The following is a 14,051-nucleotide window of genomic DNA, read 5'->3' as shown; positions in this document are numbered from 1 at the left end:
CCAGATGGCCGACGCGTTCGCCGAGTTTGCGACCAGCAGGCATGGTGCGCTGTTCCGGTACGCGTACCTGCTCACCGGCGACCGCGGCCTGGCCGAGGATCTCGTCCAGGAAGCGCTGGTCAAGACGTACGTCGGCTGGCACCGCCTGCGCGACCCGAGCAATGCCGAGGCCTACACCCGGCGCGCGATCACCACCACCGCGATCGGCTGGTGGCGCCGGAAATCCTGGCGCGCGGAACGGCCGAACGACGACGTACCCGATCGCGCCGCGGCCGGGGACGACGCGACCGCGCGGATCTGGTTGTGGCGGGAGCTGCAGAAGCTCCCACCGCGGCAACGAGCCGCCCTGGTCCTGCGGTACTACGAGGACCTCACCGAACCGCAGACCGCCGAGATCCTCGGCTGCAGCGTCGGGACCGTGAAGAGCCAGGTCTCCGACGCGCTCAAGAAACTCCGGACCCGCCTGGGCTCCGACGTCGTGCTGAAGGCAGGGATGACCGAATGAACGACCTCCTCAGGGACACCCTCCACGAACGGGCCGACGCCAGTGCGCCGCCGCCGCTCGATCTGGACGGCATCGTGGCGGCCGGCAACCATCGGATCACCCGCCGGCGCGCACTCGGCGTCCTCGGCGGGGCGGTCGCCGCGGCCGCCGTCACGATCGGCACCGCGACCGTCGTCCGTCCCCGCGACACCCAGCCCCAACCGGCCAAGCCCGCGCCGTTCACACAGCGCCAGGCGACATACGCGCTGGGCGACACCATCCACTACGGCGACGAGACCATCTCGGTGGCGCCGCACGAGGTCACCGCGTTCGTCCAGACCGATGCCGGTTTCGTGTTCCTGAACGCCGACAACGCGATCCACGTCGTCGACCGGTCCGGCGTCCGCGCCCTGGGCAAGAGCGCGTGGCGACTCACAGCCGATGTCCGCGGCTCCCTGGTCGGGTGGGTCGAGACCTTCAGCGATCACGGCGAGTCGGTGGTGTACGACGTCGCCGCGCACCGCGAGCTCGTCCGCACCCCGATCGGCAACAAGATCCCGAAGTACGCCAGCGTCGCGGTCGGCCCGCAGATCGTGGCGCTCGACGGGAACCTCGCGTACTTCGGCACGCTGGACGGTCTGTACCGCTGGGACGTGACCACGGACAACGGTGAGCGGATCGCCAAGGTGGGCCCGACCGCGGTCCGCACCGTAGCTGCCGGGCTCTTCGTGTACCAGCAGCCGCTCGACCGGTTCGGCGGCACCAGCCTGGCGATCGCGAAGACCGTCTCTCCGGACGAGCCGGCCAGGTTCACCGGCGAGCTGGCGTTCCTCTCCCCCGAAGGGAAACATCTCGTCACGGAACCGGAGGACGCCAAGCCGGGCATCCAGCCGCTCTGGGCCGATCTGCTGATGTACGACGTGCCGACCGGCGGACTGAAGCGTGCGCCGCGTACGTACGTCAGCACCTACTTCGGTCAATGGCTCGACGACAAGACGTTCACCGCTGTGGGAGAACGGACGACCTCGCGGGCGGCCGACCTGCTGCTCGTCGACGCCGCGACCGGCACGGTGCAGGTCGCCGCACCGAGCTTCTCCGAGGTCGCGTTCCGCACGAGGGCGCCGCGGACGGCGCCGTTCGCACTGCCGACCGGCCGGCCGATCATCGACCGGGGCTGACCGGGAGGATTCCGGCTAACCTGTCCGGCGTGGAACAGTCGTTTGCCGCGACCCTGCGTGCAGCGCGAGTCGCCCGTGGACTGACGCAGGAAGGGCTGGCGGAGCGTGCCGGGCTCAGTGCTCAGGCGATCGGACTGCTGGAGCGCGGAGTACGGCGCTTCCCGCAGCTCACGACCCTCGACAAGCTCGATCGCGCGCTCGGCCTGAGCCACTCCGAACGCCGTCTCTTCCGGCGGCTCGCGGCACGCGGCGCGGTGAGCGCACCGGCCACTCCGGCCGCGGGCAGCGATCCGTCCTGGATCGTCGCCCGGCAGGCGCAGCGGGCAGCGCACCAGCGGTTCGTCGGCCGGCGCCGCGAGCTCGACCTGTTGGTCGAGCTCCTGACCACGTCACCGGACCGCATCGCACCGAACATCGTGACGATCCGCGGCATGGCGGGTGTGGGCAAGACGGCGCTCGCGACCGAGGCGGCGCAGGCCAGCGCCGACCACTTTCCGGACGGAACGCTGTTCGTCAACCTGCGCGGGTTCGGTCAGCCGATGAGCCAGTTGCAGACGGCCGGTCAGCTCCTCAGGGCGACCGGAGTGCCGCCTGAGGTAGTGCCCGGTGACCGGGCGGAAGCTGTCGCAGCACTCCGCTCGCGCTTGATGAACCGTCGGGTCCTCCTGGTGCTGGACAACGCTCGGGACGTCCAGCAGGTGACTGACCTGATTCCTGCGTCCGCGGGGGCGGCGGTGCTGATCACCAGCCGCGACACCCTCGCCACGATGCCTGCCGCGGTGCACCTCCAGGTCGATCCGCTCGCTGCGAGCGAGTCGGCCGCTCTGCTCACCTCCATCGCCGCGGACGGCCGCCTGACCGAAGCGGCCGACCGGATCGCCGAGCTGTGTGGTCACCTCCCCTTGGCACTCAGCATCGTCGCCGCCTGGTCACTCACGCACCCGGCGGCCGCACCTGCCGAGCTCGTGGACCGGCTCGCCGACCAGTCTCACCGCCTCGACCTGCTGCACGGCGACGACCGTGGCGTTCGAGCCGGGTTCTCCTCGTCGGTCGAGCAGCTCCGCCGGATCGATCCACCAGCGGCCGAGGCCTTGCCGATCCTCGGCCTGAGCGACGCCCAGGACTTCACCGCGCGGACCGCCGCCCCGCTCCTCGCCGCCACCCCGGTCGAGACGAACCGCATCCTGGAACGGCTGACCGACCTTCACCTCGTCGAATCCTGGACCCCTGGCCGCTACCAGTTCCACGATCTCGTCCGCGCCTACGCCCGCGAGCTGGCCGCTCGGCTCCCACCCGCGACGCAGGAGGCATCTCTCGACCGCCTCCTCACCTTCTACCTGTCCGTGGCATGGCGTGCGGTCGTCCTGAACGGCCCGACAGCCCTGCGGACGGCGTGGCCTCATCAGCCGCCCCCGCCCTCCGGTGCCGACTTCGCGACGCATGACGCGGTGTTGAGCTGGATCGACCGCGAACTGCCCAACTACATCGCCTTGATCGAACAGTTCGGCGCCGGTGGCGAGCGCGACGAGCGCGTCGCCGGCCTGGTGATCGGCCTCTACGAGTACTTCGTCAAGCGCGGAAATCTCGTCGACTGGCTCCCGTCGATCGATCGCGTCGTCACCGGCGACATCACCGAGTGGACCCGCGCACAGCTGCACGCCGACGCCGCGATCGCGCTGGCGGAGCTCGCTCGGTACGACGAGTCGGCGGACCGGTTCCGCCTCGCGCAGCGAGGCTTCGAGGCCGCCGGGAGCCTGCGCGGCATGTCCCTCGCGGCCAACAACAGCGCGCGCCTGCTCATCAGGATGCATCGGCACCGGGACGCCCTCCCGTTGGTGGAATCCGCTCTCGCGGTCAACCGGGAGCTCGGTGACATCCGCGGGCTCGCGGCCGCCTACGGGACGCGCTGCGAGGTTCTCCTCGAACTGGGCGATCCGGTCGCCGCGGAGGCGGACGCCAGGGCTGCGTTGCAGCAGTGGGAGGTCCTCGGTGACGCGGACGGGGTTGCCAACGCCAGAATCGAGGCAGCCTGGGCACGGGTGAAGTCCGGCCACCCCGAACTCGCCGTCGACGACCTGCGTCTGTCACTCCTGGAGCTCGAAGGACTGGGGCACAGCAAGGGCGTCAGCGACGCGCACTGGGTGCTGGCACTCACCTTCAAGGAGCTGCGCGACCACGACCGCGCCATCCAGCATGTCGAGTCCGCACTGGAGATCGCCAAGGCAGTCGGCGACGAGCGCCGGGAAGCGCAGAGCCGGCTGACCCTGGGCGAGGTGCTCACCGAGATTCGCGAGTACGACGACGCACTCGCGAACCTCCGGTTCGCACTCGACTTCTACCGCGGGCACCACCCGGGCCATGCCGAACAGGCCCGGCGACTGCTCGAGACGGCCGAAGCCGGCTCACGCGTCTGACCACGCAGACACGTGTTGCTCAGCTCTTGGCGGCGGCGTCCCGGGCCGTTTTCTCCTGCTCCGGGGTGGCGTTCTCCGGGAAGTGGCAGGCGGTCTGGTGGCCCGGGCCCAGCTGGATCAGCGGGGGCTCGACCGTCTTGCAGATCTCCTGGGCCTTCCAGCAGCGGGTGTGGAAGCGGCACGCGGGCGGCGGGTTGATCGGGCTCGGGACGTCGCCCTGCAGCCGGATCCGCTCCTGCTTGCCCTTCCGCTTGGTGTCCGGCACCGGTACGGCGGACAGCAGCGCGACGGTGTACGGATGCATCGGCTTCTCGTACAGGCTGACCCGGTCGGCCAGCTCGACGATCTTGCCGAGGTACATGACCGCGACCCGGTCCGACACGTGCCGGACGACGGACAGGTCGTGCGCGATCATCACGTACGTCAGGTCGAACTCGTCCTGCAGGTCCTCGAGCAGGTTCACCACCTGCGCCTGGATCGACACGTCCAGCGCGGACACCGGCTCGTCGGCGACGATCAGCTTCGGCCGCAGCGCCAGCGTGCGCGCGATCCCGATGCGCTGCCGCTGGCCGCCGGAGAACTCGTGCGGGTATCGGTTGTAGTGCTCCGGGCTCAGGCCGACCAGCTCGAGCAGCTCCTGCACGGCCTTCTTCACGCCGTGCTCGGTCTTCACGTTCTGCAACTTGAACGGCGCGCCGACGATCTTGCCAACCGTGTGCCGCGGGTTCAGCGAACCGTACGGGTCCTGGAAGATCATCTGGATGTCACGACGCAGCGGACGCATCGCCCCGTCACGGAGATGGCTGATGTCCCGCCCCTCGAGCACGATCTTTCCGTCGGTCGGCTCCAGCAGCCGGGTCAGCAGCCGGCCGGTGGTGGTCTTGCCGCAGCCCGACTCCCCTACCAGCGACAATGTCTCGCCCCGAGTGACGGTGAAGTCCAAGCCGTCGACCGCCCGGACCGCACCGGTCTCGCGCTGCAGCAGGCCGTGACGGATCGGGAAGTGCTTCTTCAGATTGGTGACGGCCAGCAGCTCTTCACCCACCGCGGGTGGCGTGATGGATGTATCGGTCTCAGTCGCGCTCACAGTTGCTCCGTCGTTCACAGCTTCGGCTTGATGTCGGTTTCCCAGCTCTTCCGGCGTTGCTCCGCCGTCAGGTGGCAGGCGACCCGATGGCCGTCGCCGACGTCGAGCAGTTCCGGCACCTCGGACTCGCTGGCGCCACCGGTCAGGCTCGCGTAGTTGCAGCGCGGATGGAACGCGCAACCGGACGGCACGTTGATCAGACTGGGCGGCGTGCCCTTGATCGGGACCAGCCGCTCGGTGCGCTCCTGGTCGATCCGCGGCATCGACCCGAGCAGACCCCAGGTGTACGGGTGCTGCGGGCGGTCGAAGATGTCCTCCGCGGTGCCGTACTCGATCGCGCGGCCGGCGTACATCACCTGGATGTCGTCGGCGAGCTCGGCGACCACGCCGAGGTCATGGGTGATGATGATGACGGCGGAGTTGAACTCGCGCTGCAGGTCCCGGATCAGGTCCAGGATCTGCGCCTGCACGGTGACGTCGAGCGCCGTGGTCGGCTCGTCGGCGATCAGCAGGTCCGGGTCGCAGGACAGCGCCATCGCGATCATCGCGCGCTGCCGCATACCGCCGGAGAACTGGTGCGGGTACGCGTCCACGCGTCGGTCGGGCTGCGGGATGCCGACCCGGTCCAGCATCTCGATCGCGTGCTTGCGCGCGACCTGCTTGCTGACCTGGTTGTGCACCCGGTACGCCTCGATGATCTGGTGCCCGACGGTGTAGAACGGGTGCATCGCGGACAGCGGGTCCTGGAAGATCATCGCCATCCGCTTGCCGCGCAGGACCCGCACCTCGTCCGGCGTGGCCCCGACCAGCTCCTGACCGTCGAGGAAGATCTCACCGGAGATCCGGGCAGTACCGGCCTTGTGCAGGCCCATGATCGACAGGCTCGTCACACTCTTGCCGGAGCCCGACTCGCCGACGATCCCGAGCGTCTTGCCGCGGTCGAGGTGGAAGGACAGGCCGTCCACCGACTTGACCAGCCCGTCGTCGGTCGGGAAATGGACCCTGAGGTCCTTGACTTCGAGGAAGCTCACGCACGTCCTGCCTTCGGTTCGAGATCCGTCACTTCAGCCGCACTCTCGGGTCCACGAAGGCATACAGCAGGTCGACCACCAGGTTCGAGAGCACGATGAAGAATGCGGCCACCAGCGTGACACCCATGATCTTGGGCATGTCCTGATCGGAGATGCCGATCACCGCGTACTTCCCGAGACCGTTGAGACTGAACACGTTCTCGGTCAGTACGGCGCCGCCGATCAGCAGGCCGAAGTCCAGGCCGAAGATCGTCAGGATCGGGGTCAACGCCGCCCGGAGCCCGTGCTTGACGACGACGTCCCGTTCGACCAGGCCCTTGGCCCGCGCGGTCCGGATGAAGTCCTCGTTCATCGTCTCCAGCATGCCCGCGCGGGTGAGCCGCGCGTACTGTGCCGAGAACAGGAACGCCAGCGTGATCCAGGGCAGCATCAGCGCATAGGCCCAGCGGATCGGATTCTCCGTGAACGCCACGTACGAGCCGCCGCCGGGGAAGAGGCCCCACCTGTAGCTGAAGAACGACAACGCCATCAGGCCGGTCCAGAAGATCGGCATCGACACGCCGGCCAGCGCCACCATCATCGCCGTCCGGTCCAGCACCGTCCCGCGCCGCAGCGCCGACAGCACACCGACCGCCAGACCGCCGGCCAGCCACAGCACCGACGCGCCGATCGCCAGCGAGAGGGTCACCGGGAAGCGGTCGAGCAGATCCGGCCACACCGGCGTCCGGCTGATGAAGGAATAGCCCAGGCAGGGCGCCGGGCAATGCTCCACGCCGGTGCCCAGGTTGTAGTCCGCGCCGACGAAGATGCCCTTCGCCCAATGCCAGTACTGCACCGTGACCGGGTCGTAGAAACCCAGGGCGTTCGCGGTCGCCTTCACGGTCTCCGCGGTGGCGGAACGGCCGACGTACCGGCTGGCGAGCGTCTCCGGTGTCGCACCGGCCAGCCGCGGGAACATATAGAAGATGCCGAAGGTGAGCACGCTGACGACGAACAACGTGCCGGCGGCGGCGAGCAGGCGCCTGATGATGTATGCGATCACGGATCCTGGCCTCGGTGGCCGGCCGGGGAAGCTGTCCCCGGCCGGTCACCTGCAGCCTTACCTTCCTACTTGAGCGAGAAGCGTTACGGCTTGCCGAGCGAGAGATAGTCGTACATGCCGTACTGGTCGTTGACGAACACGTTCGTCAGGTTCTGCCCGCGCACCATCAGGGTCTTCGCCCACAGGCCCGGGTAGATGACCGCCTGCTCCATCACCTTCTTGTCGATCTCGACCCACAGGGCCTCGCGCTTGGACTTGTCCAGCTCGACGCTGGCCTGGTCGAGCAGCTTGTCGACCTCCGGGATCCGGACGCTGGTGTTCGACGAGCCACCGGTGTCCCGGATGACCCGCGAGTCGACGATCTGCGACAGGAAGCCGAAGCCGTCGTTCCAGTCCGCGCCCCAGCTGTTGACGACCAGTCCGAGGTTGTTCTTCACCACGTACGGCGGGTTGCCGGCGTAGGTGGAGAAGTAGTCCTTGCGCGGGAAGCCCTTCGGCGTCAGCTTGATGCCGATCTTGGCGAGCGACTGCTGGAACGCCTCGGCCGCTGCCTTCTCCTTCGGCCGCTCGGTCCGGAAGGTGATGTTGGTGGAGAACCCGTTCGGGAACCCGCACTTGGTCAGCGCGTCCTTCGCCTTGGCCTCGTCGCCCTTGCTGTCCGGCGTCTCGTACATGTTGAACTTCTGCTGCCCCGGGATGACCGGCGGCATCAGGTTGCTGGCCAGCTCGCCACCGGCGAACTCGCCGCCGTACGCAGTCTGGTAGGCGGTCTTGTCCATGCCGTACATGACGGCCTTGCGGCACTCGATGTTGTCGAACGGCTTCACCGTCGGGTTGATGCTGACGTACTGGAAGCGGCCCAGCGTCGGGTTGTCCGCGCGCGACTTGAGGTTCGGGTCGCTCAGCACCCGGGTCTGCGTCGCGGGCGTGACGCCGACGCCGGTCACGGCGACGTCGAGGTCACCGGCGATGATCCGGTTGTCGATGTCCTCGGCGTTGACGTTCATCGACATCTCGATGCGGTCCGGCAGCGCCTTGCGGTTCGCGTCGGTCGACTGGTCCCACTGGTCGTTCCGCACCAGGACGTAGCCCTTGGCGTCCTGGTAGGAGTCGAACTTGTACGGGCCGGACGAGATCACGTGTTCCTTGTACTTCGCACCGGTGTCCTTGGCCTGCGGGACCGGGATCGTCTGCGGCGTCATGGCCAGGTAGTCGAACCCGGCGAACGGCGCCTTCAGGTGGAACACGATCGTCAGGTCGTCGGGCGTGGTGATGGCCGAGTCGGTGTTCATCCCCTTCGACAGGTACGCACCCTTCCAGCCGGCCGGCCAGTTGAGCATCGTGTCGAAGTACGCCGGGCCGTCCGGGTGGACCTCCTTGGCCGTGGACCGCTCGACCGCGTACTTGACGTCCTTCGACGTGATCGGGGTGCCGTCCTCGTACTTCAGGCCCGAGCGCAGCTTGTAGGTCCAGGTCTTGGCGTTGTCGCTGGCCTTGCCCAGGCCGTCGGCCAGGTCGCCGACCAGCTCGTTGCTGGCGTCACCCGGAGCGACCTTGAACATCGTCAGCGAACGGCCCCAGTTCCGGATCATGTCCCACTGACTGCCGTAATAGGTGTCCCCCGGGTCCACCGAGTCCGGGGCGCTCTCGTCGGCGTACTTGATCGTGCCGCCCTTTTTGTCCGACGCGTTGAACACCTTGTTCATGGCTGCGTTGAACTCAGCCTTGCTCGACGAGCCGCTGTTGCTCGTCGACCCGCCGCTCCCGCCACAGGCGGTCAGCGCGAGGGCGAGCGCCGACAACGCGGCGATCACCGTCTTCCTTCTGGCGTTCATCGTTCTCCGATCCACCCCTTCGTGTCAGGAGTCAGGTCCAGCCGGCGCATCCGTCGCGCGCTAGCGGGCTCGTGGGTCGAGGGCGTCACGCAGACCGTCCCCGAAAAGGTTGAAGGCCAGCACGGTGATGAAGATCGCCAGACCTGGCCAGAGCATGAAGTGCGGCAATGTGTAGAAGGCGACCGCGTCGGACAGCATGCCGCCCCAGGTCGCGGTCGGCGGCCGGACGCCGACGCCGAGGAACGACAGCGCAGCCTCGAACAAGATGTTCGTCGGGATCAGCAGCGTCGCGTAGACCAGGATCGGACCGAGCAGATTCGGCAGGATCTCGACGAACAGGACGTAGGGCCGCCGGGCACCGAGGCTGCGGGCGGCGTCGACGTACTCGCGTTCCCGCAGTGACAATGTCTGGCCACGGATGATCCGGCCGATATAGGGCCAGTTGAAGAAGCCGACGATGAAAATCAGCAGGCTCACCCGGAGCGTGTTGCCCTGCAGCCCGAACGCGTTGTCGGGCATCACACCGGCCAGTGCGATCGCGAAGACCAGCAGCGGGAAGGCCAGGAACATGTCCATCAACCGGCTGATGACCGCGTCGACCCAGCCGCCGAAGAAGCCGGCGACAATACCCATCGTGGTGCCGATCACGACCGACAGCAGCGTCGCGAGGAAGGCGATCAGCAGCGAGATCCGGGAGCCGTAGACGACCCGGCTGAAGATGTCCCGGCCGTTGACCGGCTCCACGCCCAGCAGGTGGTCCCAGCTCATGCCGCCGAACGTGCCGAGCGGGGCCAGCGTGCCGCCCTTGGTGTCGATCAGATCCTGGTGGAACTCGTTCGGCGGATCACCGAACCACTTCACGATCAGCGGCGCGAAGATCGCCATCAGGATCAGCAGGCAGACCACCACCAGGCCGGCCATCGCGACCTTGTCGCGCTTCAGGCGAATCCAGGAGATCTGCCACAGCGACCGGCCCTCGATCTTGCCGACACCTTCGAGTACGGCCTCCGGCTGCGTCGCCGACGACCCCGGCTCGACCTCGAGTGGCGTGCTCACGCGATGAGTTCCCCTGCCTGGTTCGGATGAACCGGAACGAAATCCGGAATGGCTGCCGCCTTAACCTGCCGCCATTACAGCCCGGAGTCAAACGCGGAAAGTGCTGCGTTGCCCGATCGTGATCGTCAGGAAATCGTCCCGTATCGTGGACTTTCCGCAGTAAACCACGGCGTCGCACCCAGGGTCGCCAGGACCTCGCGAACCGTTACTGCCATGGCATTTTTGTGTCACCGGGCGGCAGCCCGAAGGTCACCGTCGAAGGCCGGAAAGATAAAGGAACGACAACGGGTCGAGAGCCGTCGCGAGGTTCTCCACGCCCTTGCCGGCGACCACCGTGACGCGGCCCTGCCAGCTCGGGATCACCGGCGCGTCCTGCGCGATCACTCCTTGTAGTTGCCCGATCAGATCGTCGCGCTTCAGCCCGTTCTGCTCGGTGCGTTCCTGCTGCAGCAACTTCGTGGCCGCCGCCGACCGGTAGCCGTTCTGCAACGGAACGTCGGCGACGAACGGCGCCAGGTAGTCGTCCGCGTCCGGGTACTCCGGGGTCCACCCGGTCTGGTACAGGTCGTACGCCCCGGCCTTCGTCGCCTGCTGGTACTGCGGCCACTCCGCACCGCGCAACGTCACCCGGAACAACCCCGACGCCTCGAGCTGCCGCTTCAGCTCGAGCACCTCGGCCTTCGCGCCGACGCCGTACCGCGACGGCGTCCAGCCGACGGTCAGCGGCACCGGCGCCGCGATGTTCGCCTCTCTCAGGATCGTCGCGGCGGCCGCCTTGTTCGGCTGCTTGTACTGCGTCTTGAACGCGTCGGCCTGCCCGCCGTACCCGGGCGGCACCACCGAGTACAGCGGCGACACGCGGTCGCCGTACGCCTTCTTCGCGATCGCCTGGCGGTCGATCAGCTGCGCGACCGCCCGCCGGACCGCCGGCTTGCGGGCCAGCAGCGACTTCATCTGGAACGCGTACAGCCGGATCTCCGCCGAGCCCTTGTCGGCAATCTGCACCTGGTCGGACTTGCGCAGCTTGTCCAGCAGGCCGGGGCCGAAACCGTGGAACGCGAGGTCCGTTTTCCCGGTGGTCACCGCCTGGTACAGCGCGTTCGAGTCCTTCAGCAGGCTGATCGTGACGCCGTCGTTCTGCGCCGCCCGCGGTCCGCGATAGCCGGCGAACTTCGTCAGCGTGACCTCGGTGCCCGGCTCGTACTTCGACAGCTGGTACGGCCCGCTGCCCATCGCCTTGGTGTCGAGCAGCTTGTTCGCCGGGTAGGTCTCCTCGTCCACGATCGACGCGGCGGTGGTGGTCAGCAGGTACGGCAGGCGGGCGTCCGGAGTGGTCAGGTTGAAGACCGCGGTCAGCTCGTCCGGCGTACTCACCGATTTCACCGAGGAGAACAGCGCGGCCGCTCCCCCGGGCGTCTTCAGCCGGGCGAGCCGGTCGAAGCTGAACTTCACGTCCGACGCCGTCAGCTCGTGCCCGTTCGGGAAGGTCAGGTGCTCCTTCAGGCTGCACGTGTACGTCGTCGGCGAGTCGAACTGGCAGTCCGCGGCGTCCGGCACCGGGGTCGGCTTGTCCGGCAGGATCGTCAGCAGCGTCTGGTACAGGTTCGCCTGGACGGTCCGCGAGCCGACGTCGTACCGGCCCGCCGGGTCCAGGGACGCGATCGTGTCGGTGGTCGCGAGCCGGAGCAGCATCAGCTTCGGCGTCGGCTCCCCCGGGTGCGGGGCGTTGTCGTCCGGCTCACCGCAGGCAGCAAGGGACACCCCGAGGGCACCCACTGCCACGGCCGCCGACACCCGGCGCACCCACTCGCTCACCGTCTCACCTTTCCCCAGCCCGTTACCCGAAACAACGCCCCCGATGGGCTCAAGTGACGTTAGCTGGTCAACGGAGCAGCGCCCGCAAGGATTCCGGAGTCAGCGGCTCCAGCGATTTGACCACGAGCCGGCGCGGCGCGTCCGGGATCGTCACCCACTGCGGTACGGCGACCACGTACATGCCGGCCGCCGTCCCGGCCTGCGTGCCGGTCATCGAGTCCTCGATCACCACGCAGTTCGCCGGGTCCACGCCGAGCCTGGCGGCACCGGTCAGGTACGGCTCCGGGTGCGGCTTGCCCAGCGTCACCTCGTCACCGGCGACGATCACGTCGAACGGGTCCGGCGGCAGGTGGCCGAGGACCGCGTCGATCATGCTCCGGTACGACGCCGACACGAGCGCGCACGGCACCTCTTCCTTGCGCAGCGCCTGCAGCAGCTCCAGGGCGCCCGGCTGGAAGCTGACCTCCCGGCGGAGCGCCTCGACCACCTCCGAGAACATCCGGTCGGCCAGCTCGTCGGCGGTGATCACCCCCTCTGGGATCCGCGCCATCCACACCTGGACGGCGTCCCGCAGGTCGCTCCCGATCAAGGTCATGCAGTCCTCGATCGTCCAGGTCGCGCCGAGCCCGGCCAGCAGCTCGAGCTGCACCTCCGCCCAGACCTTCTCGGAGTCGACCAACGTCCCGTCCATGTCCCACAGCACCGCTTGCAGGGCCGGCAACTACCGCTCCTCTACGTCGTCTCCACGATCAGGTCGCCTCCATTCTCCCTGGTCGGGCACGACACGTTCCGCCTGGGGTGAAACCGGGCACACCGGAGCGGCCGAGCACGTAGGCTGGCAGTCCGATTGGCTACAGAGACGACAGGGGGCCTGCGAGTGGTTGACCTCGCGAACCTGAGGGACCCGGTCGTGATCGCCGCGTTCGAGGGCTGGAACGACGCGGCCGAGGCGGCCACCGGAGCGGTCGACCACCTGATCGACGAGTGGGACGCGGAGCTCGTCACGGCGATCGACCCCGAGGACTACTACGACTACCAGGTGAACCGGCCCCGGGTCAGCATCGACGAGGACGGCGGCCGGCAGCTCACCTGGCCGACCACGCGGATCTACCTGGCTCGTCCGGAGGACACCGGCCGCGACGTGCTGCTGATCCGCGGCGTCGAGCCGAACATGCGCTGGCGGGCGTTCTCCCGAGAGCTGCTGGAGATCGTCGACGAGTCGAATGCGCAGCTCGTCGTCGTGCTCGGCGCCCTGCTCGCGGACTCCCCGCACACCCGGCCGATCCCGGTCTCGGCGACCTCGTCCGACGAGGAGCTGACCGCGTCCTGGAGCCTGGAGCCGTCGACGTACGAGGGCCCGACCGGGATCACCGGCGTGTTCGCCGACCTGTGTACGACGCTCGGCGTCCCGGCGGTGTCGATCTGGTCCGCGATCCCGCACTACATCGCGGGGACGCCGTGCCCGAAGGCGTCACTGGCGCTGCTCAGCAAGATCGAGGAGCTCCTGGACCTGGCCATCCCCGAAGGTGAGCTGCCCGAGCTCGCGCGGGCCTGGCAGCGCGGCGCGGACGAGCTCAGCGAGGAGGACCCCGAGGTCGCGGAGTACGTCCACTCGCTCGAGGAGCAGCGCGACACCGCAGACCTGCCGGAGGCCACCGGCGAGGCGATCGCGGCCGAGTTCGAGCGCTACCTGAAGCGCCGCAACAAGAACCGGCCGGGCGAGTAGATCTACAGTTCCCGGGCCGCGGTGGCGATCACGTCGTCGAGCACGGCCCGGGACGTGGCCAGGTCGGCGATCATCCGGTCGATGCGATCCCGCTCGGCGGTCAGCTCGATGACCAGCTCCGGCGTGGCCCGCTCGTTCGGGCCGCCGTCGGGGTCGCGCATACACGGCAGCAGCTGAGCGATCTTCTTGCTGTGCAGCCCGGCCGCGAACAGCTCCTGGATCAGGATCACCCGGTCGACGGCGCGCTCGGCGTACTCACGCTGTCCGCCCGCCGTGCGCTCCGAGACGAGCAGCCCCTGCGCCTCGTAGTACCGCAGCGACCGCACGCTCACCCCGGTCCGGTCGGCCAGCTCCCCGATCCGCACGGTCACCTCCGGGACTTG

12 protein-coding genes are annotated in these 14,051 nt (G+C 68.4%); 4 read left to right on the top strand and 8 right to left on the bottom strand.

Going from position 1 to position 14,051, the window contains the following annotated elements:
• Positions 1–4 precede the first annotated feature (4 nt).
• The 3 genes from AB0I12_RS05510 to AB0I12_RS05500 are packed head-to-tail and all read left to right on the top strand — an operon-like array spanning position 5 to position 4,076.
• Complete coding sequence (locus AB0I12_RS05510) at positions 5–505, top strand: SigE family RNA polymerase sigma factor (RefSeq protein ID WP_359924920.1); 501 nt, start codon at positions 5–7, stop codon at positions 503–505.
• Positions 502–1,662, top strand: a complete 1,161-nt coding sequence (locus AB0I12_RS05505) for a hypothetical protein (protein ID WP_359924917.1) — start codon at positions 502–504, stop codon at positions 1,660–1,662. Before AB0I12_RS05510 ends, AB0I12_RS05505 begins: the two co-directional genes overlap by 4 nt.
• 29 nt (positions 1,663–1,691) lie before the next feature.
• Positions 1,692–4,076, top strand: coding sequence for a tetratricopeptide repeat protein (locus tag AB0I12_RS05500; protein ID WP_359924914.1), 2,385 nt, complete (start codon positions 1,692–1,694; stop codon positions 4,074–4,076).
• Between the two features lie 19 nt (positions 4,077–4,095).
• Here AB0I12_RS05500 and AB0I12_RS05495 read toward each other — a convergent pair whose 3' ends face one another.
• The 7 genes from AB0I12_RS05495 to AB0I12_RS05465 form a co-directional block, all read right to left on the bottom strand.
• The gene (locus AB0I12_RS05495; RefSeq protein WP_359924912.1) at positions 4,096–5,163 is read right to left on the bottom strand and encodes a dipeptide ABC transporter ATP-binding protein; all 1,068 of its coding nucleotides are present in this window, start codon (positions 5,161–5,163) and stop codon (positions 4,096–4,098) included.
• Positions 5,164–5,177: 14 nt separating this feature from the next.
• Positions 5,178–6,194 carry an ABC transporter ATP-binding protein gene (locus tag AB0I12_RS05490; RefSeq protein ID WP_359924910.1) on the bottom strand — a complete coding sequence of 339 codons (1,017 nt, stop codon included), beginning with the start codon at positions 6,192–6,194 and terminating at the stop codon, positions 5,178–5,180.
• A gap of 28 nt (positions 6,195–6,222) precedes the next feature.
• Complete coding sequence (locus tag AB0I12_RS05485) at positions 6,223–7,236, bottom strand: ABC transporter permease (protein ID WP_359924907.1); 1,014 nt, start codon at positions 7,234–7,236, stop codon at positions 6,223–6,225.
• Positions 7,237–7,319: 83 nt separating this feature from the next.
• The gene (locus AB0I12_RS05480) at positions 7,320–9,071 is read right to left on the bottom strand and encodes an ABC transporter substrate-binding protein (RefSeq protein ID WP_359924904.1); all 1,752 of its coding nucleotides are present in this window, start codon (positions 9,069–9,071) and stop codon (positions 7,320–7,322) included.
• 60 nt (positions 9,072–9,131) lie between these two features.
• A complete protein-coding gene (locus AB0I12_RS05475; protein WP_359924901.1) occupies positions 9,132–10,127 on the bottom strand; it encodes an ABC transporter permease in 996 nt (331 codons plus the stop codon).
• A gap of 249 nt (positions 10,128–10,376) precedes the next feature.
• On the bottom strand, positions 10,377–11,942 hold the full coding sequence (locus AB0I12_RS05470; protein ID WP_359924898.1) for an ABC transporter substrate-binding protein: 1,566 nt from the start codon (positions 11,940–11,942) through the stop codon (positions 10,377–10,379).
• 67 nt (positions 11,943–12,009) lie between these two features.
• A complete protein-coding gene (locus AB0I12_RS05465; protein WP_359924896.1) occupies positions 12,010–12,663 on the bottom strand; it encodes an HAD family phosphatase in 654 nt (217 codons plus the stop codon).
• A 156-nt stretch (positions 12,664–12,819) separates the two neighbouring features.
• On the opposite strand from AB0I12_RS05465, the gene AB0I12_RS05460 reads away from it, so the two are divergent.
• Positions 12,820–13,668, top strand: a complete 849-nt coding sequence (locus AB0I12_RS05460; RefSeq protein WP_359924893.1) for a PAC2 family protein — start codon at positions 12,820–12,822, stop codon at positions 13,666–13,668.
• Between the two features lie 2 nt (positions 13,669–13,670).
• On the opposite strand, the gene AB0I12_RS05455 is transcribed toward AB0I12_RS05460, so the two are convergent.
• Positions 13,671–14,039, bottom strand: coding sequence for a MerR family transcriptional regulator (locus AB0I12_RS05455; protein WP_359924890.1), 369 nt, complete (start codon positions 14,037–14,039; stop codon positions 13,671–13,673).
• Positions 14,040–14,051 lie beyond the last annotated feature (12 nt).

The organism is Kribbella sp. NPDC050459, assembly GCF_040655315.1.
Classification (GTDB): domain Bacteria; phylum Actinomycetota; class Actinomycetes; order Propionibacteriales; family Kribbellaceae; genus Kribbella.
The sequence above is the reverse complement of the archived record's forward strand: the minus strand, read 5'-3'. Positions and strand labels throughout refer to the sequence as shown.